Source organism: Ruegeria sp. (genome assembly GCF_040830605.1).
Classification (GTDB): domain Bacteria; phylum Pseudomonadota; class Alphaproteobacteria; order Rhodobacterales; family Rhodobacteraceae; genus Ruegeria.
Genome location: NZ_JBFOMD010000012.1, coordinates 125,549 through 147,410 on the forward strand (window position 1 = coordinate 125,549; position 21,862 = coordinate 147,410).

At 62.4% G+C, this 21,862-nt stretch carries 25 protein-coding genes and 1 other RNA gene; 12 read left to right on the forward strand and 14 right to left on the reverse strand.

The features are described from left to right. Positions 1-234: 234 nt before the first annotated feature. The 10 genes from rseP to AB3N21_RS17370 form a co-directional block, all read right to left on the reverse strand. Positions 235-1,587, reverse strand: a complete 1,353-nt coding sequence (gene rseP, locus AB3N21_RS17325) for an RIP metalloprotease RseP (RefSeq protein WP_367936394.1) — start codon at positions 1,585-1,587, stop codon at positions 235-237. A gap of 4 nt (positions 1,588-1,591) precedes the next feature. Continuing rightward, entirely contained in the window at positions 1,592-2,764 is a 1,173-nt protein-coding gene (gene dxr, locus AB3N21_RS17330; protein WP_367936395.1) for a 1-deoxy-D-xylulose-5-phosphate reductoisomerase, read from the reverse strand. Beyond that, entirely contained in the window at positions 2,764-3,546 is a 783-nt protein-coding gene (locus AB3N21_RS17335) for a phosphatidate cytidylyltransferase (protein ID WP_367936396.1), read from the reverse strand. The genes dxr and AB3N21_RS17335 overlap by 1 nt, the downstream gene beginning before the upstream one ends. After that, positions 3,543-4,274, reverse strand: coding sequence for an isoprenyl transferase (locus AB3N21_RS17340; protein WP_171176249.1), 732 nt, complete (start codon positions 4,272-4,274; stop codon positions 3,543-3,545). Before AB3N21_RS17340 ends, AB3N21_RS17335 begins: the two co-directional genes overlap by 4 nt. Before the next feature lie 9 nt (positions 4,275-4,283). Next, entirely contained in the window at positions 4,284-4,850 is a 567-nt protein-coding gene (gene frr, locus AB3N21_RS17345) for a ribosome recycling factor (RefSeq protein ID WP_367936397.1), read from the reverse strand. 177 nt (positions 4,851-5,027) lie between these two features. Beyond that, positions 5,028-6,023 (reverse strand): acryloyl-CoA reductase, encoded by a 996-nt coding sequence (acuI, locus tag AB3N21_RS17350; RefSeq protein WP_367936398.1) that lies wholly within the window; start codon positions 6,021-6,023, stop codon positions 5,028-5,030. Between the two features lie 87 nt (positions 6,024-6,110). Beyond that, positions 6,111-7,214: a dimethylsulfoniopropionate demethylase gene (locus tag AB3N21_RS17355; RefSeq protein ID WP_367936399.1), complete on the reverse strand. Its 1,104-nt coding sequence runs from the start codon at positions 7,212-7,214 to the stop codon at positions 6,111-6,113. A 1-nt stretch (position 7,215) separates the two neighbouring features. Continuing rightward, complete coding sequence (locus AB3N21_RS17360; RefSeq protein ID WP_367936400.1) at positions 7,216-7,722, reverse strand: DinB family protein; 507 nt, start codon at positions 7,720-7,722, stop codon at positions 7,216-7,218. After that, positions 7,722-8,408, reverse strand: coding sequence for a DUF1326 domain-containing protein (locus AB3N21_RS17365; protein WP_367936401.1), 687 nt, complete (start codon positions 8,406-8,408; stop codon positions 7,722-7,724). The genes AB3N21_RS17360 and AB3N21_RS17365 overlap by 1 nt, the downstream gene beginning before the upstream one ends. Positions 8,409-8,422: 14 nt before the next feature. After that, positions 8,423-9,184, reverse strand: a complete 762-nt coding sequence (locus AB3N21_RS17370; RefSeq protein ID WP_367936402.1) for a DUF2182 domain-containing protein — start codon at positions 9,182-9,184, stop codon at positions 8,423-8,425. A gap of 87 nt (positions 9,185-9,271) precedes the next feature. Here AB3N21_RS17370 and AB3N21_RS17375 point away from each other — a divergent pair, with 87 nt between their 5' ends. The 8 genes from AB3N21_RS17375 to AB3N21_RS17410 all read left to right on the forward strand — a co-directional run bounded on the left by AB3N21_RS17375 (position 9,272) and on the right by AB3N21_RS17410 (position 14,782). Further along, positions 9,272-10,009: a FadR/GntR family transcriptional regulator gene (locus tag AB3N21_RS17375; RefSeq protein WP_367936403.1), complete on the forward strand. Its 738-nt coding sequence runs from the start codon at positions 9,272-9,274 to the stop codon at positions 10,007-10,009. Positions 10,010-10,068: 59 nt separating this feature from the next. After that, positions 10,069-10,716, forward strand: coding sequence for a TenA family protein (locus tag AB3N21_RS17380; protein WP_367936404.1), 648 nt, complete (start codon positions 10,069-10,071; stop codon positions 10,714-10,716). 46 nt (positions 10,717-10,762) lie between these two features. Continuing rightward, a complete protein-coding gene (locus tag AB3N21_RS17385; RefSeq protein WP_367936405.1) occupies positions 10,763-11,125 on the forward strand; it encodes a DUF4345 family protein in 363 nt (120 codons plus the stop codon). A gap of 35 nt (positions 11,126-11,160) precedes the next feature. Beyond that, positions 11,161-11,507, forward strand: a transfer-messenger RNA (tmRNA) gene (ssrA, locus tag AB3N21_RS17390). Between the two features lie 99 nt (positions 11,508-11,606). Continuing rightward, a complete protein-coding gene (locus AB3N21_RS17395; protein WP_367936406.1) occupies positions 11,607-12,038 on the forward strand; it encodes an ester cyclase in 432 nt (143 codons plus the stop codon). A 139-nt stretch (positions 12,039-12,177) separates the two neighbouring features. After that, positions 12,178-12,993 carry a chromate resistance protein ChrB domain-containing protein gene (locus tag AB3N21_RS17400; protein ID WP_367936407.1) on the forward strand — a complete coding sequence of 272 codons (816 nt, stop codon included), beginning with the start codon at positions 12,178-12,180 and terminating at the stop codon, positions 12,991-12,993. Then, positions 12,990-14,237 (forward strand): chromate efflux transporter, encoded by a 1,248-nt coding sequence (gene chrA, locus AB3N21_RS17405; protein WP_367936408.1) that lies wholly within the window; start codon positions 12,990-12,992, stop codon positions 14,235-14,237. Before AB3N21_RS17400 ends, chrA begins: the two co-directional genes overlap by 4 nt. 77 nt (positions 14,238-14,314) lie before the next feature. After that, positions 14,315-14,782, forward strand: coding sequence for an SspB family protein (locus AB3N21_RS17410; protein WP_367936409.1), 468 nt, complete (start codon positions 14,315-14,317; stop codon positions 14,780-14,782). A 144-nt stretch (positions 14,783-14,926) separates the two neighbouring features. Here AB3N21_RS17410 and AB3N21_RS17415 read toward each other — a convergent pair whose 3' ends face one another. After that, positions 14,927-15,484, reverse strand: a complete 558-nt coding sequence (locus AB3N21_RS17415) for a hypothetical protein (RefSeq protein WP_367936410.1) — start codon at positions 15,482-15,484, stop codon at positions 14,927-14,929. Positions 15,485-15,692: 208 nt separating this feature from the next. Here AB3N21_RS17415 and fumC point away from each other — a divergent pair, with 208 nt between their 5' ends. The 4 genes from fumC to AB3N21_RS17435 are packed head-to-tail and all read left to right on the forward strand — an operon-like array spanning position 15,693 to position 18,162. Then, positions 15,693-17,087: a class II fumarate hydratase gene (gene fumC / locus AB3N21_RS17420; protein ID WP_367936411.1), complete on the forward strand. Its 1,395-nt coding sequence runs from the start codon at positions 15,693-15,695 to the stop codon at positions 17,085-17,087. Beyond that, positions 17,087-17,275 carry a DUF4169 family protein gene (locus AB3N21_RS17425; protein ID WP_367936412.1) on the forward strand — a complete coding sequence of 63 codons (189 nt, stop codon included), beginning with the start codon at positions 17,087-17,089 and terminating at the stop codon, positions 17,273-17,275. The genes fumC and AB3N21_RS17425 overlap by 1 nt, the downstream gene beginning before the upstream one ends. Continuing rightward, positions 17,272-17,493: a ribbon-helix-helix domain-containing protein gene (locus AB3N21_RS17430; RefSeq protein ID WP_367936413.1), complete on the forward strand. Its 222-nt coding sequence runs from the start codon at positions 17,272-17,274 to the stop codon at positions 17,491-17,493. The genes AB3N21_RS17425 and AB3N21_RS17430 overlap by 4 nt, the downstream gene beginning before the upstream one ends. 60 nt (positions 17,494-17,553) lie before the next feature. Then, positions 17,554-18,162 carry a DNA-3-methyladenine glycosylase I gene (locus AB3N21_RS17435; RefSeq protein WP_367936414.1) on the forward strand — a complete coding sequence of 203 codons (609 nt, stop codon included), beginning with the start codon at positions 17,554-17,556 and terminating at the stop codon, positions 18,160-18,162. Between the two features lie 134 nt (positions 18,163-18,296). On the opposite strand, the gene AB3N21_RS17440 is transcribed toward AB3N21_RS17435, so the two are convergent. The 3 genes from AB3N21_RS17440 to AB3N21_RS17450 all read right to left on the reverse strand — a co-directional run bounded on the left by AB3N21_RS17440 (position 18,297) and on the right by AB3N21_RS17450 (position 21,843). Continuing rightward, positions 18,297-19,184, reverse strand: a complete 888-nt coding sequence (locus AB3N21_RS17440) for a fructose bisphosphate aldolase (protein WP_367936415.1) — start codon at positions 19,182-19,184, stop codon at positions 18,297-18,299. 71 nt (positions 19,185-19,255) lie between these two features. Further along, positions 19,256-20,605, reverse strand: a complete 1,350-nt coding sequence (locus AB3N21_RS17445; protein WP_367936416.1) for a cytochrome P450 — start codon at positions 20,603-20,605, stop codon at positions 19,256-19,258. Next, complete coding sequence (locus tag AB3N21_RS17450) at positions 20,602-21,843, reverse strand: hypothetical protein (RefSeq protein WP_367936417.1); 1,242 nt, start codon at positions 21,841-21,843, stop codon at positions 20,602-20,604. Before AB3N21_RS17450 ends, AB3N21_RS17445 begins: the two co-directional genes overlap by 4 nt. Between the last annotated feature and the right edge of the window lie 19 nt (positions 21,844-21,862).

Sequence of the window (21,862 nt, forward strand, 5' to 3'; positions counted from 1 at the left end):
GAAAACATAAGTCCATGCGGCCAGGGCCAGAGCGATGGTTCCCACACTCAATAGACGGTCCCAGTTCAACCGCAGAATAAGGCTCAGGCCGGAATAAGAATGTTGCAAGGTTTGCAGCATGTTATACTCGTTCGTAGGTCCAATTCACACATTCATGATTAAGGCAAATTTACCCATCGATTGTGGCAAGACTTTGGCGGGATCTTGGCAACTCCCTGTGGGAATTGCCAAATTTCAGCAGAAAAGATCGTTACTGAGCGAGAAGATCATCAGCGAGAGAATCAAGGTGATCCCCACCGCCATCAGCACCTTCAGGGCTCCGTCGCTCGGCGGTTTCCCGGTGACCGCCTCGTACGCGTAAAACACCAGGTGCCCCCCATCCAGCGCCGGAATCGGAAACAGGTTGAGCATGCCGACGGCCGTTGACAGCACGGCAATGAACCAGATGAAATTCTGCGCCCCCTGACTGGCCATTGCACCTGAGGTCTCGGCAATGCCGATAGGCCCCGAAATATTGCAGGTGCTGATCGCACCGGTGATCATGTGCCAGATGCCCGACAGCGACCCTTCGATGATCCGCAGGGTTTGCGCCGCACCTCCGGACAGCGCAGTGCCCAGCCCGGTGCGTTCGGTCGCGGGGTCCAGCGCCATGCCGCCAACGATGCCGATGCGCCAATGGGTCACGAACCCGCCCTCAGCGCGCGGCTCATCCGTGCGGCGCGGTGCCAGCGCGAAATCGAGGGTCTGTCCGTCGCGCCAGACCTCCAGCAAGAGGGCACGCCCGTCCGAGGACTCCACCTTGTCCTTGAGTTGCGCGAAGGCATAGATCGGCTCTTCGTCGATCGAGGTGATCACGTCGCCCGGGGCAAGCTGGATGTCCATCGCGGCGCTACGCGGGGCAACCTGCTGGATCAGCGGCGGAAACAGCCAAGGACCCTGCACCTGCATCTCTTGCCCATCGCGCAACACGGTAAAGTCGAGCACCGGTTGCTCGGGCAGCGCGCGTACGAAATCGGACCAGTTCGAACCCTCATCGAAATCCGGTGTGACAACGCCCTCAATGGCGAGGATCTGATCGCCTTCTCGCAGTTCCTGCACGTCGCCCGGCAACGGATGCAGCTTGCCGACGGTCAGCGGATCGCGCGCCTCGCCTTCGACCATGAAGATCATGGCAAAGACCAGAATCGACAGGACGAAATTGAACACCGGCCCCGCCGCCACCGTCGCCGTCCGCGCCCAGAGCGGCGCGCCGTGCATGGTCCGGCGCAGGGCCTTGGGGTCGACTTCTTCGATCTCGGCCATGGCGTCCTCGTCCTTGCCGGAGGCCGCATTGGCATCGCCCAGAAACTTGACATAGCCGCCAAAGGGCAGCGCCGCGACCTGCCAACGAGTGCCGTACTTGTCCACGCGGCTCCACATCACCGGGCCGAAACCCAGCGAAAAGACCTCGGCATGAATGCCCGACCAGCGGCCCACGATGTAGTGGCCGTATTCATGCACGGCCACGATCACTGACAACGCCACCACGAAGGCCAGAATCGTATAGATGAGGCCGCCAAATTGAGGGATCAGAGAAACGATATCCAAATTTTTATCCTGCTCGCTTGATCATGGCTTCATCCGCCCACTTACGTGCCAGATGGTCCGTTTCCGACACGTTATCAAGGGTCATCGTGGCATCAAGAAGGCCGGAAGCGCCTTCAAACCGGTCGAGGACCGTTTCCACGATAGCCACCATATCCAGGAATCCGGCCTTGCGCGCGATGAAGAGGTCCAGCGCTCGCTCCTTGGCGGCGTTGAAAACCGCTCCAGCAAGACCGCCCCGCGCCATCACCTGACGCGCCAGCATGAGCGCCGGGTAGCGTGCCTCGTCCGGGGCGCGGAAATGCAGCTGTCCGAGCTGGGCCAAGTCCAGCCGCTCGACCGGCAGATCGCGGCGGTCGGGCCAGTGCAGCGCGTAACCGATGGCGTGGCGCATATCGGGCGCGCCCAGATGCGCCATCAACGCCCCGTCGCGGAATCCCACCAGCGCATGCACCATGGATTCGGGATGCACCAGCACCTCGATCTGCTCTGGCGAGACGCCGAAATATTCCCGAGTTTCAATGACCTCCAGCGCCTTGTTGAACATGGATGCGCTGTCGATGGTGATCCGCTGACCCATGTTCCAGTTGGGATGGCACGAGGCTTGTTCGACCGTCGCGTTGGCCAGATCCTCCAGCGGCCAGTCGCGAAAAGCACCGCCACTGGCGGTGATGACGATGCGCTCGACCGCCGCGATCTCTTCACCGACCAATGCCTGAAACACAGCCGAATGCTCACTGTCGACCGGTAGCAGCCGCGCTCCATGGGCCTCAGCGGTTTCAAGCACCAGCCTGCCCGCACAGACTAGCGTCTCCTTATTGGCCAGCGCCAGTGTCGCCCCTTGTTCCAGAGCCTCGAGCCCCGGGGCCAGCCCGGCAGCACCGACAATGGCCGACATGACCCAGTCGGCGGGACGCGATGCCGCCTCGGTCAGGGCCGCCTGCCCCGCCGCCACCTCGACCCCCGATCCGTCCAGCGCCGCGCGCAGCTCATCCAGCCGGTCCTCATAGGCGGTGACGGCCAGATCGGCCCCCAACCGCCGCGCATCCACCGCCAGTTGCGCGATATTCGCACCGCCGGTCAGTGCCACCACGTCATAGGCATCGGGATCGCGGGCAATCAGGTCGATCGTGTTCTGACCGATCGACCCGGTCGCGCCAAAAATCGAGACTTTGCGCATCACATCTCTCCGGGCGCGTAGATCAGTCCCGCGATCAGGACAAAGACCGCCGCCCCCATCATGCCGTCGAACCGGTCCAGAAATCCGCCATGGCCCGGGATCAGGTTCGAACTGTCCTTGACGCCCAGCTTGCGCTTGACCGCGCTCTCGGCGATGTCACCCGCCTGGCTGGCCATCGAGGCCAAGACCGATACTACCACGAACGGCACGCCGAATCCGGCCTGTATCGCAAATGCCGCGCCCACCAGCGCCGCAGCCACCCAGCCGCCCGCAGTACCGGCCCAAGTCTTCTTGGGACTGACCCGAGGCCAAAACTTGGGCCCGCCGATGGCTTTGCCGGCAAAATACCCTGCCACATCCGTCGCCACCACCACCGAGATCAACCACAGCATCCAGCCGAACCCCATGGTCTCACGGATCGCGATAAAACCCAGCCCCGCCGCAGCGATCCAGAGCGCAAAAACGCCGTAAAGCACTCTGTGGCGGCTGACTTGACCCGCGCCGACCAGCGCCGGGGCCACCAGGATCGGCAACCGGAAGACCGGCGGCACGTGAAAGCTCAGCAGCACGGCGCACCCGGTCACCAGACCAAGCTGGACGGCAACACCCCGGAGGGAAGGGTCGATCATCCGTACCAGTTCCCAGATCATCAGGGCACAGGCGATGGCGATGAAGGTTTCGAACCACAGCCCGCCAAGCCAGACCTCGACCGCGCCGATGGCAATCAGCACGACAGCCGAGAGCATCCGCGCTGCAAGATCCGACCAACGGCCTTCGCTCATGCCTTGACCGCTCCGAACCGCCGGTCACGCGCGCCGAAATTCTTGCACAGCCGCTCCAGTTCAGCAGCGGTGAAGTCGGGCCAGAGCGTGTCGATGAACTCGTACTCCGCATAGGCCGACTGCCACAGCAAAAAGTTCGAGATTCGCGCCTCGCCGCTGGTGCGGATCACCAGATCCGGATCCGGCAGAACCCGGGTGTCGAGGTATTTCGGCAGCGTTTCCTCATCGACATCTTCCGGCTTGAGCTTGCCCTCGGCCACGTCGCGCGCCAGCCGCTTTGTGGCCCGCGCCACCTCGTCCCGGGCGCCATAATTCAGCGCGATGGTCAGGTTGACGCCGATGTTGTCCTTGGTCTGGTCTTCCAACGTGTCCATCAGCGAGACCAGCTTGTGATCCAGCCGCACCCGATCGCCAATGAAACGCACCCGGACACCCTTGGCGTGCAAGGCGCGGGTTTCCTTGGCGATATAGCGGCGGAACAGGCTCATCAACCCGGCCACCTCGACCTGAGTGCGTTTCCAGTTCTCGGTCGAAAAGGCGAATATTGTCAGATATTTGACCCCTAGGTCCGGGCAGGCCTCGACCACTTCGCGGACGCGCCTGGCCCCGGCATGATGGCCGAACAGGCGCGGCCGCCCGCGGGCCTGCGCCCAACGGCCATTGCCATCCATGATGATGGCGACATGACGCGGGCCGACGGGCGGTTCCGTATTGGGGTCCTTTGGCATCCCTGCCGCTCAGACCTGCATGATTTCGGCTTGCTTGGTCTCAAGCGCCTCGTCCACGGAATGGATCATGGCATCGGTCAGGTCCTGCACCTCGGTTTCCCAGAGCTTCTGGTCATCCTCGGACATGGCGCCGTCATTCTTGCCCTTCTTGATCTGGTCCATCCCATCGCGGCGCACGTTGCGGATCGCCACCCGGGCGTGTTCGGCATATTGCCCGGCCACCTTGGTCAGCTCGCGGCGGCGCTCTTCGTTCAGCTCGGGGATCGGCAGCATGATGATGGTGCCGTTGGTCTGCGGGTTGATGCCCAGCCCGCTTTCGCGGATCGCCTTTTCCACCTTGCCCACCAGGGACTTGTCCCAGACGTTGACCGTGACCATGCGCGGCTCGGGCACATTAACGGTGCCGACCTGGTTGATCGGTGTCATCGCGCCATAAGCATCGACCATCACCGGCTCGAGCATCGAGGCCGAGGCACGGCCCGTGCGCAAGGACGCGAATTCGGTTCTGAGGTTTGCCATTGCGCCGTCCATCCGGCGCTGGAGATCATCTGTGTCCAGGTCGAAATCGTCAGACATTCTGCTCACTCCCCGTAGTCAGGTGCTGTTCGGATGGGTCATAAGCCATCGGAAATGGGATGTATAGCAATCTTGGCGGGGATTTGCCGCAAAGGCGAGGCCCGTTCTGCACAACGTCATGATTTTCTTTCACTTGGGCCCGCCGTGCTGGGCGAGCCCCGTCGTAGGTCAACCCTGTCAGGCGTTCACATCCACCACCACACGGCCCTTGACCTGACCCTGCAGAATGTCGGCGCCCAGTCGCGGCAGATCGCTGAGCGTCGCGGGCTGGATCATCGCCTCCAGCTTGTCCATCGGCAGGTCTTTCGCGATGCGCTGCCAGGCGCGCACCCGGTTGTCATAGGGCTGCATCACGCTGTCTATGCCCAGCAAGTTCACGCCCCGCAGCAGGAACGGGATGACGGTGGCCGGCAGCGCCGCGCCGCCAGCCAGCCCCACGGCAGCAACGGAGCAGCCGTATTTCATCTGCCCCAGCACCCGCGCCAGCATCGCGCCTCCCACGGCGTCAACACAACCCGCCCAGTTTTCGCTTTCCAGCGGACGCTTGGTGGTTTCGTTCAGCTCTTCCCGCGCCACGATCTGGGTTGCCCCGAGCGAGGTGAGGTAATCCGCAGTCTCGGGTCGCCCGGTGACCGCCGCCACCTGATAGCCCCGCTTGCCCAGAATTGCGGTCGCAACGGACCCGACGCCGCCCGCGGCACCGGTGACGAGAACCGGGCCGTGATCGGGCGCCAGCCCGTGATCCTCCAGCGCCATGACCGCCAGCATGGCGGTCAGTCCGGCAGTGCCCACCGCCATCGCCTGCCGCGTGCTCAGCCCCTCGGGCAAAGGCACCAGCCAGTCCGTCAGCACATTGGCCTTTTGCGAATAGCCACCCCAGTGGGCCTCGCCCACACGCCAACCGGTCAGCACCACCTTGTCGCCGGGCTTGTAGCGCGCGTCCGAGGACGCCTCGACCGTGCCCGCGAAGTCGATCCCCGGCACATGCGGATACTTGCGCACCAACCCGCCACCGCTGGAACTCAGGCACAGCCCGTCCTTGTAGTTCACGGTCGAATACTCGACCGCAACGGTCACCTCACCATTGGGCAGCGCATCCTCGCCGATCTGCTGCACCGAGGCACTGGCCTTACCACTTTCTTCATCTTTTTCAATAACCAACGCGCTGAACATAATGTCTCTCCTTCACTGCGGGCAATTGGCCCGGCCTCTTCATCTTTTTCCAAATACTCCCGCCGGAGGCGTCCCGACGGCACCGCATCACCGCCAGAAACTCTCCTGCACTACGGCCCGCCGCATGCCATGCTCCGTCTCGATCTCGATCCGCGTGCCGGGCGCCCAATGTGACCGCTCCACCATGCCGATGGCCACATTCACACCGAACTCGGGCGAGAACGCGGCCGAGGCCACCCGCCCGACCTCTCTTCCCTCGGACAGCAAAGGCCAGGATCCTGTACACGGACCAATCTCTCCTTCGATTACGATGGGCCGGATCTGACGCTCCGGGCCACCGGCCTCGATCTGCTCGCGTAGCGCCCGTCCGCCAAAGCAATGACCCAGCTGATTTGCGCTGACATAACGGTCCAGCCCGCATTCCAGCGGCGTGTTGTCCCGCGTCATGTCCGAGCCATAGCTCAGCAACCCACTCTCGATCCGCTCGATATTGTTCGGACAGCCCGCGCGCACGTTCAGATCCTCACCGGCGGCAAACAGCGCCAACCACAGTTCCATCCCGTGCTCACTGCCTTCCACGTATATCTCGAACCCGCCCTGCTTCGACCAGCCTGAGCGCGCCACGATCCAGTTTTGCCCGCCAAAGGTCAGGCGTTTGCAGCCGAAGAACCGGATCTCACGCACCGTGTCGCCGAACACCCGCGCCATCAGATCCTCGGCCTTGGGCCCCTGCACTGCCAGCGGTGAGACATCCGGCTCACACACCTCGACATCAAACCCGCCGGTCCCGGCAATCGCCAGAACCCACAGCAACAGATCGCTGTCCGCAATCGACACCCAATAGGTATCCGGTCCCGCCTGCAACGCCACAGGATCGTTGATCATCCCGCCACCCTGATCGGTGATCGGGACATAGAGGCACCGATCCGGCGACAGCCGGGCCAAATCGCGCGGCGTCAGAATCTGCAACAGCCGCCGTGCATCCGGCCCCTTGATTTGCACCTGCCTCTCGCAGGACACATCCCAGACCTGCACATGTTGCTTCAGATGCGCGCAGTCCGCCTCGACGCTTTCAAAAAAGGTGGGCAGCAGCATGTGGTTATAGACCGTATACCCACCGATCCCGGCCGCGTCTACGCCAGCTGAAAACGGCGTCTTGCGCACACGGCGGTTGGGAGAGATGACGGCCATCTCACACATCCTCGGGCATGAAGAACAGATCGCTTACCGGCGCTTTCGATCCGGTTTCGGTCAGCATCTTGTGGATCTGCCCCCGGTGATGGGTCTGGTGGTTGAACATTTGCACCACCAGCATCGCCACAGGCTTGCTGACCTCACGCCCCGCCGCGCCCGAGAACCAGGTCATGTCTCCGACCAGCGCCGCGTCGCTCAAACCGTCTGCCCAGCGGGTGATCCGGTCATCCATCTCACGCCGCGCTGGCAACCACGCCGCCAGATCGGTGTGCAGCGCGGCGCTGTGGGGAATGCCACCCTCAGGGCCCGCCCCGCCGTCAAAGCGCGACATCCAGATGGCGTCGCCCCACAGCAGATGGTTCGCCGTTCCGAGGATCGAGCCGAAGAACGCGCCCCTGTCGCGGGTCAGTTCCTCTGCACTCAACGCCTCAAGAAAGCCCGTCAACTGACTGTTTTGCCAGCGGTTATAGCGGGCCATCTGCTGTGCATAGACCACAGTGATCATCAGCGTGGACCATGCCAGTCGATCTGACAAATCTCGGCGGACCGGCCATCGAAATCCCAGACCCGACCAAAGGCGCGCACCCGGCCCTTGCTGGCGGTGGCCACGGTGATATCCGGCCCCATCCAGTATTCGGTGTTCGAGATCACGATATCGCTGTCCTTATCCTTGCCCTCGACCGGGAACACCGTGCCTTGGATCTTGCGGCCGACGGTGATGTGGCGGTTCTTGCCGTCGTTGACATAAGTGACCGGCTGCCGCTCGGCGCCCAGAAACTCTCCAACCAGAACCGAGAACAGCCCCGTGGTCCCCCGCGCCTGACCCGAAAAGATCTTGACCAGCCCCTCATAAGCCGCATGGCCGGCGCGGTCATCGATGAAAACCGCCGCCTTCCAGTTGCCGCGCGACATCATGCCGGGGATCTCGATCAGCAGGCCGATATTGAGGCCCGACAGGTCCTCGTCACCATAATGCCCGCTGTCGATGCGCACCCCGCCCCAGGTTTGGCAGTGCCCCTCGGTCGGCGGGTGCTTACCCAGCGAAACCACACAGGGGCAGAACACCGTGCAGTTGCAGTTCAGAACCAGTTCACCCTTGATCGCCCAGGGCGTCAGGCCCGGGTCCTTGTGCTCGGCTGCCGGGTGGCGGCTGTCGAGTTTTTCGGCCACTTCCAGACGGTCGCTTGCCATGTCTCAAATCCTCCTCAGATCAGTCCGAACCCGACCAGCGCCGAGGCCGCAATCAGCAGCCCCCCAAGCGGTCGGGTAATGTATCGCCCCAGATCGGGCAGTTTCTCGAAAACCATTATGGCGGTGGCCAGCCCCATGAAGGCCAGGTTCATCACGCCACCCACAAAGGCCAGCAGCATCAGCGCCCAGCAGCAGCCCAGACAGACCAGCCCCAGCCGCACGCCGTTGCGCCACGCGCCCTCGTCCCAGTGGGACAGGAAGAACATCATCGGTGAGCGGCATTTATCCAGGCACGCATCCTTGAGTGCCGAAAACTGATACAGCCCCGCCCCCGCCAGCAGCAACGCCGACAGCCAATCCACACCGCTCTGCCCCAACGGATCGAGCAGACCAGCCTGAAACAGCGCCAACTGCATCAGTGCAGCCATCACCGAAAAACCCAGCCAGACCGCCATGTAGCCGCCCAGAAGCCGCCCCATGCTGGTGACGGCTCCGGTCTGGCCCAGCTCTTCGTATGTCGCCAGCGCGGGCAGCACCGTCGGTGCCATCATCGCCCCCGACATCAGCACCCACATCAGGGTCATGCGTGCCAGTCCGGCGGCATCCGGCGTCACGACGCACAGGCTGGCCCAGAACTCGGCCCCGTACACCGCCCCGAACTGGCGCAGCTCAGCCGGAACCGCCATCAAATAAAGTGCGCCCCAAGCCGCAGCGATCCCTGCGAACAGGGTCAGCCAATGCGGCGCCGACATGGCTCTGATGCGGTCCGACAGCATGGCTCTCCTCTTCCTCGCCCTCGACTCATCTCTTGCTTTTCAAATGTCAGACTTTTAAATGTCAGACAAATAAAAAATGACGCGCTTATGAAAATCGATCCCAAAAGCTCCGCCGACCTGTCGGCCCAGATCGCGCAGGCGATCAAGGACGCCATCGTCGAGGGCCGCCTGATCGTCGACGAACGCCTGCCCTCCGAGGCCGAACTGGCCGATCAGTTTCAGGTTTCCCGCCCCACCGTGCGCGAGGCGCTGAAACGGCTGGCGGCGCAATCGTTGATCCGCACCCAGCGCGGCGCCTTTGGCGGCGCCTTCGTCAATCGGCTGAGCTTCGAGGACGCCTATTCCCAGCAGATTACCACATCCACCCTGCTGCTTTCGATGAACGCGGTCAGCTTCGACACCGCCTGCGAAGCACGGTTCGCACTGGAGCGCGCCTGTGCGCCACTGTCAGCCGAACGCCGGACACCCGACCACCTCGCCACCATGCGGGCCGAGATTGTGCGCCAGAACCAGCCGGGCCTGACCGATGAGGCGTTCTGCGCGTCGGACGTCGCCTTTCACCGCGCGCTGGTCGATGGCGCGGGCAACCCGGTGCTTTCCTATCAGCTTGCGGGCGCGGTCGAGGCGATGCAACCGCTGATGAACATGATCACCTTCACCGCCCGTTCGCGTGAGGCCATCGTAGCCTTGCACACCCGCATCGCCGACGCCATCGAGGCAGGCGACGCCACCGCCGCCGATGCAGCGCTGGCAGAACTGACCGCCTACACGATGACGCTCAAGGACGACGTGATGGCCGCACGCGCCGCGCGCGACAAAAGCTGACCTTGCGCCCGGCGCGCGCTTCAGGCTCTCTGCACCCAAAACCCGACAAGGAGCCCCCGATGCGCCCCACCGATCACCTGCGCGCGCTGGCCGCCGAGGACTGGCACGCCGCGACCACCCATGCCTTCTGCACTGAACTGGCAGAGGGCGTCCTGCCGCTTGACAAGATGCGCTGGTATCTGGCGCAGGACTACCAATTCATCGACGGTTTCGTCCGCTTGCTGGCCAGCGCCATCGCCCATGCGCCCTCACTGGCCGACAGCGTCCCGGCAGCGCAGTTTCTGGCGGTGATCACCGGCCCCGAGAACACCTATTTCCTGCGCTCCTTCGACGCGCTGGACATGGACGAGGCGGCGCAAAACCCGGATCCCGCCCCTGCGACCCGGGATTTTCAGGAGTTGATGGCCGAGGCCGCCGCCTCGGGCCGGTACGAGTTGATGCTGGCGGTGCTGGTGGTGGCCGAATGGACCTATCTCAGTTGGGCTACTCCGGTGCACCCGCCGCGCGGCGATCTGCCGTTTTACTTCGCCGAATGGATCACCCTGCATGCGGGCGAGGGTTTCGAAGGCGTGGTTGAATACCTGCGCAGCCAACTCGACAAACTCTGGCCGGCGCTCAGCCCGGACGCGCATAAAGAAGTCGAAACCCTGTTCCTACGCGCCGTCGCTTTGGAACGGGCCTTTTTCGATGCGGCCTATGGTGCGTGACTTGAGACAACCCTGCCCTAACTGACAGCGGCAGAAGGAGACCCGCATGACCCCAACCCTGAACATGATCGCCGCGCTGCTTACCATCGGCTTCGGCCTCTTCGGCTTTCTCGCACCAGCGTTCACCGCAACAGCTCTTGATCTGGCACCCACCAACAGCACGATGGGCTACAGCGAGATGCGGGCCTCGGTCGGCGGGCTCTTCGTAGTCACCGGGTTAGCAGTGCTGATACTTGGCCACCCGATGGCCTATGCAATGCTGGGCTTTGCCTATGGCGGCGCGGCGCTTGGGCGGGCGGTGTCGCTTGCGCTCGACTCGCCGCCCCTGACCAAAGTGTTGGTCTTCGGCGGGATCGAGGCCGCGCTGGCCCTGTGGCTCATCCTCGCCAACCTGCCCCGCAACGCCTGACCGCCCGCTTCTTCTTGCCAAAAATACGCATTCGCCCCTTTGCAAGCCGCACCGCGCAAGATTATATAGAACCTGTCCTTCGGGACTATGGACATAAACGCGCTCGTAATAAACGGATCGGACCCGGGGGCGGTACCCGGCGGCTCCACCAACCATCCTTCGTTTGGGGATCATGGGGCCGAAACAGGATCGACGGACGTCTAAAGGGGTTAGCTTTGTCTCGGCGGGGTGCCACCGTATCGGCCCGAACAGTACAATTGCAAACGACAATCGTGCTCCGGTTGCAGTTGCTGCGTAAGCAGTAACAAGACCGAAATCTAAGCCCTTGCGCCTAGCCGCGTAAGGCGGGGTCCGCAGGTACCTGGCAACAGAAACCTGCATTTTCCCAATATGTACATGTTTTTTACCTACCCTGTGCACGCGTTCAGGATTCGTTCACCCTTGTGAGTCATCCTCCGCTCAACAAGGACGGAGACCTGACATGACGAAAATCGAAGTGTTGAAGGAATGGTATGCCCAGGTCTGGGAACAGGGGAATACCGAGGCGATCGACCAGTATTTCGATCCCGATACGATGGCCGAGGGGCTGATCCCCGAAATGCAGGTGGGCCCGGACGATTTTCGCGATCTGGTGACCGCATTCCGATTTATTCTCGGCGAGATCCGGGTCGAACTGCCCAAGATCATCGAAGATGGGGACTGGCTGTCGGCCATTCTGCATGTCCATACCTCGCGCGCCGACAATGGCGCCCCGATCGAGGTCAGCGGACAGGTCATGGCCCGGTTCCGAGACGGCAAGATGGTCGAGGCCTACAATCAGTTCGATTTCATCTCGTTCTTTGAACAACTGGGACAACTGCCGCAAGATACCCTGCCTGTCTGCATGACCGGCCAGCGGCTGAACTGGGCCTGACGGGAATCGCCCAAAACCCCCGGCACATTGACCCTCTGTGCCCTTCCACGCTATTTAATTCGCAGGGGGTCATTCTGCGAACACCCCGTGAGGCGTCAGCCCAAGTTTCGCATGTATCCAGATTTGAAGGACACATGCCATGGCTGCACCCAACGCGATTACCGTACCGCAACTGCTCCGCCTGATCGGCACGCCGCAGGCGCCGGTCATCGTCGATATCTGCATCGACCCGGATTTCGAAGCGGACCCCCATCTGATCCCCGGATCTTTCCGGCATCCCCATACAGATATCGGCGGGCTGCACCGCCGCGTGGGCGACGGGGCCTGCGTCATCGTCTGCCAGAAAGGGCTAAAGCTGAGCCAGGGCGTAACCGCCTGGCTGCGCAGTGACCGGGTTCGGGCGGAATACCTGGAAGGCGGCATGTTTGCCTGGCGCGATCATCCGGGCGCGCCGCGCGTCCCTTTTGCGGCCCTCCCGAAACCCATCGAGGGTCACACACTCTGGGTTACGCGCCACCGCCCCAAGATCGACCGCATCGCCTGCCCCTGGCTGATCCGCCGCTTCGTCGATCCAGGCGCCCGGTTCCTGTTCGTTTCTCCTTCGGAGGTCATGGACGTCGCCGACCGGTTCGACGCCACCCCCTTCGATGTCGAGGACACATTCTGGAGCCATCGCGGCCCGCTTTGCACCTTCGACATCATGCTGGACGAGTTCGGCCTGAGAACCGAGGCGCTGGATCGCCTTTCACACGTCGTGCGCGGTGCCGATACCAACCGGCACGACCTTGCGCCCGAGGCGGCGGGCCTGCTGGCGGTTTCGGCGGGCCTGTCGCGCCAATACCGCGACGATCACCAGCAGCTGGAGGCCGGACTGCATCTCTATGATGCCTTCTACCGCTGGGCGCGGGACGGGTTCGGAGAAGGTCATGACTGGCCGGCGGACAGACGCAAATGACCCCATCTTATTCCGACCTGTCCCGCGTCTTCGGACGCATCGGCGTGATGTCCTTCGGCGGCCCCGCGGCCCAGATCTCGCTGATGCACCGCGAGCTGGTGGACGAGCGCCCATGGTTGGACGAGCAAACCTATCTGCGCGCTCTGTCGCTCTGCATGCTGCTGCCGGGGCCCGAAGCGATGCAACTGGCCACCTATGCCGGATGGCGCCTGCGCGGCGTGCCCGGCGGGCTGATCGCCGGCGGGCTGTTCGTACTGCCCGGCGCGCTGATCATCGCCGTTCTGGTCGGCCTCTATGCCAGTTTCGGCACCCTGCCGCTGGTGCAATCGGCCTTTCTGGGCGTCAAGGCCACCGTAATCGTCATCGTTCTGTTGGCGCTGCGCAACTTGTCACGCAAGGCGCTGACAGGTAGCAGCGCGTTGATCATCGCAGGGCTGGCATTCCTGGCGATCTTTGCCCTGAACCTACCCTTTCCGCTGATCATCGCCGCAGCGGCCGCCTGGGGATATCTCACCTCGGACAAAACCGCCGCCGGGGCCCCGGCCCGCTCCACAAAGAACCGCCCCCTGCGCACGGCGGCCCTGTGGCTCAGTCTGTGGCTGGCGCCGCTGGCCACTCTGACGCTCACCGGGCAGCAATTGCTGAGCGATCTTGGCTGGTTCTTCGCCCGCCTTGCCGTGGTGACCTTTGGCGGTGCTTATGCGGTGCTGGCCTACATGACCCAGACCGTGGTCGGGCAATACCAGTGGATCACCACGGATCAGATGATCGATGCTCTGGGTCTGGCCGAAACCACGCCGGGGCCGCTGATTCTGGTTACCCAGTTCGTGGCCATGCTGAGCGGCCAGATCTCCGGCGGCATCCCACTGGCGCTGGCGGCGGGGGCGGTGGCACTCTGGGCCACTTTCGTGCCCTGCTTTCTGTGGATTTTCCTCGCCGCCCCCTATCTGGAGCAGATCGCCGCCCGCCCCCGTCTTGCCGCCGCTCTGCGCGCCATCACCGCAGCTGTGGTGGGCGTGATCCTGAACCTGTCGATCTGGTTCGCTCTCAACGTCCTGTTCCGAGGAATTTCCGTCTGGGCATCCGGTCCGGTCCGAATTCCTCTGCCCGATTTAACCACCCTGCACGTGCAGGCCTTTGCCCTCACTCTGCTTGCCGCAGCGCTCATGCTGGGTGCCAAATTCGGTTTCGCAGCAACTTTGATCCTGATGGCGCTGGCCGGAACACTCAGCTATCTTGTCTGAGCGAATTAAACCACAGGTGGTCTTTTGTTTCCGGTCGAATCCCTTATGCTGAGGGCAAGAATTTTCGAGGAACTGCAATGTCGCGAGACATCGATTACGGAAACCTCATGCACACCGCGATGCGGGGGTTGATCAAGACCGTTCTGGCGGATGTGGCCGCGAACGGCTTGCCGGGTGCGCACCATTTCTTCATCACCTTCGACACCCGCCAGCCCGGTGTGCAGATGGCCGACTGGCTGACTGACCGGTATCCGGGCGAGATGACCATCGTGATGCAGCACTGGTTCGAAAACCTGATCGTGGGCGAGGATGGCTTCTCGATCACCCTGAATTTCGGCGACGCACCCGAGCCGCTTTATATCCCTTACGCGGCAATTCTGACCTTCGTGGATCCGTCGGTCGAGTTCGGCCTGCGGTTCGAGACCGCCGAAGACGAGGACGACGACGAAATCGGCCATATCCCCGCCGAGCCGGAGCCGGAAGAAGAGCCGGAGGTGACACAGCACGACGCCGACGTGGTCTCGCTGGACAGTTTCCGCAAGTAAACACGGTCGAAACGACCGGATCAGAACCTGCTTTGCGCGGGTTCTGCGGCACTTCGCAAAACAACTGAATCACTTGACGCTGCCTGAAATCATAGATTTCAACGCGTTAAGTGATGCTCGGCGGGCAGAGTTTCGCAAAGTGCTTTATTGCCTTTGCAGGAAGGTCTCGACAGACCGCGCTTTGTCCCCGTTGCGCAGCCGGGAAAAGGACAGGTTCAGCCCGTTCTCGGCCAGCGTCCGGTCGAACTGCTGCAACTCATAGCCGCCGTGATCATCGACGAACAGCGAATAGACCGTGAGAACGTCTCCGTCGATACGGCCCCAGACAAAGGGTTCGCCTTTCATCGGGTCCAGTTGCACCGCATGCCCGAACACGTTGCGCCGCATTGCCGCAGAAAAGATGCCGGTCCGGTCGGTGGGCAGGAAATCGACCGTATACTTGCTTTCTTTCACCCGTCCGTCGGCCTTGTAGGTGATGGTGGCCCAGCTGACATTGAAGCCATCCTTGGTCTCTGAGATCGAAACGCTCATATCCCGAGGCGTGGCCGTACCGTCGGCATCCACGACCTCGGCCGATCCCAGATAGTCACCGATGAAGGGTGCGATATCCCCCGCCTGCACCGGGATGGCAAAGCCCAGCAATAGGCCCAAGGTCAGAAACCATCGGGTCAGGCCCGTCCGGATCAGGGTCAATGCACGCATCAGGACCTCCATCGCCGTTGCACAGAATATCTTACAGGGGTCGGGTCCGGGCACAATGACAACTCGGCGTGAGGCCAACGAAAAATTGACGCGCCTCCTTGCCTATACCTTGGCCGCGCTTGCGCATAAGGTGCGCGCAACTGGCCGATTGCGCGATGGCCGCGCTGCGGTTAAACGGCATACGACTGCATACCAGACGGAGTGACAGATGTCCCAGACCCGCACCGAAACCGACAGCTTTGGCCCGCTAGAGGTTCCGTCCGACAAGTATTGGGGCGCGCAGACCCAGCGCTCGATCATGAACTTCCCCATCGGGTGGGAAAAGCAGCCTGTGGCCATCGTGCGTGCGCTGGGCGTGATCAAGAAAGCCTGCGCCATGGCCAACAAGGACAGCGACAAGCTGGATGCGAAACTGGCCGATGCGATCATTCAGGCCGCGGGCGAAGTGATCGAGGGCAAGTTCGACGACAACTTCCCGCTGGTGGTGTGGCAGACCGGGTCGGGCACCCAGTCGAACATGAACTCAAACGAGGTGATCGCCAACCGCGCCATCGAAATCCTTGGTGGCGTGATCGGTTCCAAGGAGCCAGTACACCCAAACGATCACTGCAACATGGGGCAGTCCTCGAACGACACCTTCCCCACCGCCATGCATATCGCCACCGCGATGAGCGTGCGCGACGTGCTGCTGCCGGGGCTGGATAAACTGGCCGCGGGACTGGAGCAGAAGGCCGAAGAGTTCAAGGACATCATCAAGATCGGCCGCACCCACACGCAGGATGCCACACCGCTGACGCTGGGCCAGGAATTTGGCGGTTACGCACATCAGATCCGCCAGGGCATCGCCCGCGTGAACGCCTGCCTGCCGGGCATCTACGAGCTGGCACAGGGCGGCACCGCCGTGGGCACTGGGCTGAATACCCAGAAAGGCTGGGGCGAAACGGTCGCCGCCAACATGGCCGAAATCACCGGCCTGCCCTTTGTCACCGCGCCCAACAAGTTCGAGGCGCTGGCCGCCCATGACGCCATGGTCTTCCTGTCTGGCGCTTTGGCCACCATTGCGGGCAGTTGCTACAAGGTCGCCAACGACATCCGCTTTCTGGGGTCTGGTCCCCGCTCGGGACTGGGCGAGTTGATCCTGCCTGAGAATGAACCGGGCTCGTCGATCATGCCGGGCAAGGTTAACCCGACGCAAGCCGAGGCGCTGACACAGGTCGCGGCCCATGTGATGGGCAATGACGCGGCGATCAAGTTCGCAGGCAGCCAGGGTCATTTCGAGCTGAACGTCTACAACCCGATGATGTCCTACAACCTGTTGCAATCCATCCAGCTTCTGGGCGATGCCGCCGACAGCTTTACCGAGCGGATGCTGCTCGGCATCAAGGCCAATGAACCGCGCATCGACAAACTGATGAAGGAATCGCTGATGCTGGTCACGGCGCTGGCCCCCACCATCGGCTACGACAACGCCACCACGGTTGCCAAGACCGCGCACAAAAACGGCACGACGCTCAAGGAAGAGGCCATCGCGCTTGGTTTTGTGGATGAGGCAACCTTCGACGCCGTTGTCCGCCCCGAACAGATGATCGGGCCCAAGGACTGATGGCCGTGTCTGGTTCAGGGCCGGTCAACCTGAACCGGTATCGGAAAGAAAAAGCGCGGGCCGAAAAAAAGGCCCGCGCGGATCAAAATTCAATCGCTTTCGGGCGCAGCAAAGCCGAAAAGGACCTCGACAAGGCCCGGGCCGCCAAGGAACGTCGGAATCACGACGGGCATGAGTTGGACAAATGAGCGGACCTCCGGTGAAACGCTCTCTGACGCTCAAGGGGCACAGAACCTCAGTCTCGCTTGAGGATGAATTCTGGCAGGCGTTTCGCGATATCGCCAAAGAAAAAGATCTTCCTATCAACGTATTGGCGTCTGAAATTGATGTAGACCGAGGCCCCGAAACCGGTCTCGCCTCGGCCATCCGCGTCTTTGTTCTGGACTGGTACCGGAGCCGGGAATGATTTCTTGCAAATCTCTCGGTTTCATGGCCCTATCAAACAAGAACAAAACGGGAATATACCATGAGTGCGACAGTGACCGGCCCGGACGGGTGCCCACGGTGCAGTTGGTGTCAAGCCGCGCCCGAGTTTTTCGACTATCACGACAATGAATGGGGTTATCCGGTCGGCAACGATCAGCGCCTGTTCGAAAAGCTGTGTCTTGAGAGCTTTCAGTCTGGCCTCAGCTGGCGCACCATCCTGGCCAAGCGCGAGAACTTTCGCGCGGCCTTTCACGACTTCGACTACGAGAAGGTTGCCGAATTCACCGAAACGGATGTCGAGCGCCTGCTGCAGGACGCGGGCATCATCCGTCATCGCGGCAAGATCGAGGCTGTAATCAACAACGCCGCCCGCGCTCAGGAACTGGTGGCACAAGAGGGCTCAATCGCAGCCTATGCCTGGCGCTATGAGGCACGGCCCGAGTATCTGCCCGAACCACAGACCGCCTCGACCTCACCCGAGTCGGTGGCGATGTCGAAGGACCTCAAAAAACGTGGCTGGAAATTCGTGGGACCCACGACAGTCTTTGCGTTCATGCAGGCGATGGGGCTGGTGAACGACCATGCGACGGGCTGCGTCATGCGCGAGAAGGCAGCACAGATGCGACGGGAGTTTACGAAGCCTGAATAAAGCGGGGTGGGTTCCGCAGCGCCCAAGCCGCTTGCAAGCGGCTTAAGCGGTTTTCAAACCGCTTGTTTCAAGGCGTTTGCAAACGCCTTGGCCCCCGCCCGCGCCACGGCGCGAACGGGGTTGACATACCAAAATCAGACTGAGGCCTGATAGATCTTGTCGATATTGCTGCCAAGCGCTGCGTTGAACTCTGCATCCGACTGCTGTTTCGACAGCCCCTCGGTCAGCGCGCGCGAGAACGACGCGATCATCTTGCCGTTCTGGCCCAACAGATCACAGGCCTCATCGGTCGAATACCCACCCGAAAGCGCCACCACACGCAGCACGCGGGGATGGTCGGCCACCTCGTCGAACAGGTTGGCCTTGCTGGGCAGGGTCAGCTTCAGCATCACGTCCTGCCCCTCTTCCAGCGCATCGAGGTTCTTCAGCAGCTCTGCCTTCAGGATATCCTCGGCCTCGGCCTTGGTTTCCGAGTGAATGTTCACCTCGGGTTCCACGATCGGCACCATGCCCGCCGCCACAACCTCACGCGCCACGTCGAACTGCTGCGCCACTACGGCGGCGATGCCCTCGGCGTTCGCTTCGTGGATCACCGAGCGCTCCTTGGTACCGAACACACCCAGCGGGGCCGCCTTGGCCAGCGTCTCGGCCAGGCCCGGGATCGGCTTCATCATCTGCACGCCATTGGCCTGCTCTTCCAGACCCTTGTCGATCTTCAGGAACGGCACCACGCCTTTGACGGACCACAGATAATCGGCCACCTTGCGGCCCTCGATCTCTTCGCCCAGCGTCCGCTCGAACAGGATCGCACCGATCACCTTCTGCTTGGTGAAATCATCCGCCAGAATGATCCGCGCGCGCATGTTCTGAATCTCGGCAAACATCTCCTCATCCGAGCTGTACTGCGCCGCGTCCACGCCATAAAGCGCCAGCGCCTTGGGGGTCGATCCACCACTCTGGTCCAGAGCGGCGATGAAACCCGCACCATTCGTCATCTGTTCGCGCTGATCTGCTTTGGACATATTGCTTTCCCGTTCAATTGATTCCGCTTTTGAAACCCGCATACAGCATGGTTTCCGCCGATGGTAGTTTGTTAGCGCTCAACCACGCGCAACCAGATACCGTCCCGCGCCCTGACGGTCAGATGCGCCACCGGCATTGGATCCCGCCCCTCGACCCTTTCGAACCGGAAGTGTCGCAGCAGCATGGACAGGATCAGCGGTCCCTCGACCATGGCAAACCCGGCACCCGTACAGACCCGGGGACCGGCAGAAAACGGGATATAGGCCGTGCGCTGACATTGTTTGCCATTCTCGGTCTGCCATCGGGACGGGTCGAACTCATCCGGACGTTCCCAGAGTCGCTCATGCCGGTGCAGGTGCCAGGGGCTGAGCACGATCTGCGCGCCCCTTGGCACCTCGCGATCCCGAAAGCGTTCCGGGCATGTCGCCTCGCGCACCATCATGGGCACCGGCGGATAGAGCCGCAGCGCCTCGCGAAACACATCTCGGCTCAGGCGTAGTTTCGACATCACCGCAAACGAGCTGTCATCCAGCGCCTTCGCCTCCTCTGCCAGCCTGTCCTGCCACTCGGGGTATAGCGCCATCAGATAGAGCGTCCACGCCAGGGCTGACGCGCTGGTTTCGTGCCCGGCAAGGAAAAAGATCGCAACCTGATCGACCATCTCATCGGTATCGAAACGGTCACCGGTCTGCGGATCGGCCGTGGTCATGATCTTGGTAGCCAGATCGTCCGGAGCAGTGCCATCTTCGATCAGCGCCATGCGTTCAGCTGTGAGCTGCCGGATCAAATCGCGAATTTCGGCGGCGTTGTCCTTCGTCCCACGCGAATGCAACCGGGGCACCCAGCGCGGCACCGGGATGAAGGCGGCGAGGTTCAACAGCGGCTGCTCTCGCTGGTAAGCGCGGAAGCGGGTGAACACACGGGCCGCCACTTCATGTTCGATGGGGATCGAGAACAGCGTGCGAAAGATCACATCCGCCGCCGCGTGGCTGGTGACCTCTTCGATTTCGGTCACCTGCCCCGCCTGTCCCCGCAGCCGCGCCACACAGGCCTCGGACGCCGCCCGCATGGCCGGGAATGTATCCTTGAGTCGCCCGCCCTCGAAGGCCGGGTCGATGATGCGGCGCTGGCGCTTCCAGGTCTCGCCATTGGTCAGAAACACCGACTCGCCTAAAAGCGGGCGCAACCCTTCGCGGATGCGGTCGGATTTGGGGAAATCGTCGGGGCGGGTCTTCAGCACCGTCTCGACCAGTTCCGGCTGGTTCATCAGGTACGAGCGGAAGAACGGCGTGCGAAACTCGGCCATCCACGCCCGGTAGAGTCGCGCGGGCTGCGCCGACAGGATGTCCTGCCGGAACAGTTTCAGATACCGCCAGAGCGAGACCTTGTCCGGGCGAGAAGGCGGCTTGGGCGGCCTCATACGGGCGCCATCGAGGTATATTTGCTGACCGCAACGTCGATCCGCGACTTCGACGGCGCGCGGTTTTCGTAGCGCTCGGCCAGTGTCAGTGGCCCGGCGGTGATGCGGAAATAATCGTAATCCCCGGGTTGGTCGAAAGCGCAGAGATACTGAAAATGCAGCCGGAAAAAGCGCCAGCGCAACTCGGCCCAGCGATCCGGCGACAGCGTCTGTGTGAAGGCCGCGGAAAAGACCAGCGGCCAGCGTTTGCCGTCTGCCGCCACGCCGGTCACCGTCACAGGATCGCAGAGCGCAAAGGCGCAGCCGTCGCCGGGGGCCGACACATCGACCCAAGCCAACTCCTCACGGGTGCACAGGTAATGCAGATCGGCACGCAGGCGATGCGCCCGTGGCAGGAACGACACCATCGGCACCACCTGCCCCAGCGACAAGAAACCCAGCGTCGGGCCATCTGCTGGCACCCGTCCCGCGCGGATCAGGTCGGCCAGCACCGATACACCAAGATGCGCGCCTGAGCTGTGGCCCACCACCAGCACCTCATCCGCATCCCCAGCCAACGCCCCAGCAATCAGATCGCCGAACTCGGCCATCCGCGCCTCCAGTTCCGGCGGATTGGCCCCGCCCGATTGCGCCGAATAGGCATAGTCATGCATCAGGTAGTAAGCGAACAACTTGCCGTCCCGCGCCCGGAACCAGCGCAGGATCAGCACCGCCACACCCAGCCCCGCCATTAGCCCGATCACACGTGACGGAGCCTTCGGCAGCCATAGCTCGGCCAGCATCACAATCGCCGCCACGGCCCAGCCCGCCAGCACCGCCAGAGCCAATTGCAGCAGCAACATCCCAACCGGATACAGCGCCGCGATCACCGGCCCCTTGCGCAACCGCATCAGCCGCCACAACGCGCCCGACACCACATAAATCCAAGCCGTCCGTGCCAGTTGCAGATAGGTCGCGGGGATTGAGTTCGACATGCTCTGACGCACGATATCCGACCAGACCAGCGCCTCGATATCGGTCTCGGTTGTCACCCCATCCTGCGTGGACGTCACATGCCAGCCATAAGGCCCCTGCCCGCTTTTCGATTTCAGATCAATTTCATAGCCCGAAATCTTCGCCTGCGCCGCGCCCTCACTCCGATAGAGTTCGCGATACCGGCGCGGATGAATCGGATCGTAGCCGGGAATGTAGAACACCCGGCGGCGGCGCACCTGTTTCTGCGGCGTCTGACTGCTCATGGCCTTGTCCTCTGCCGCG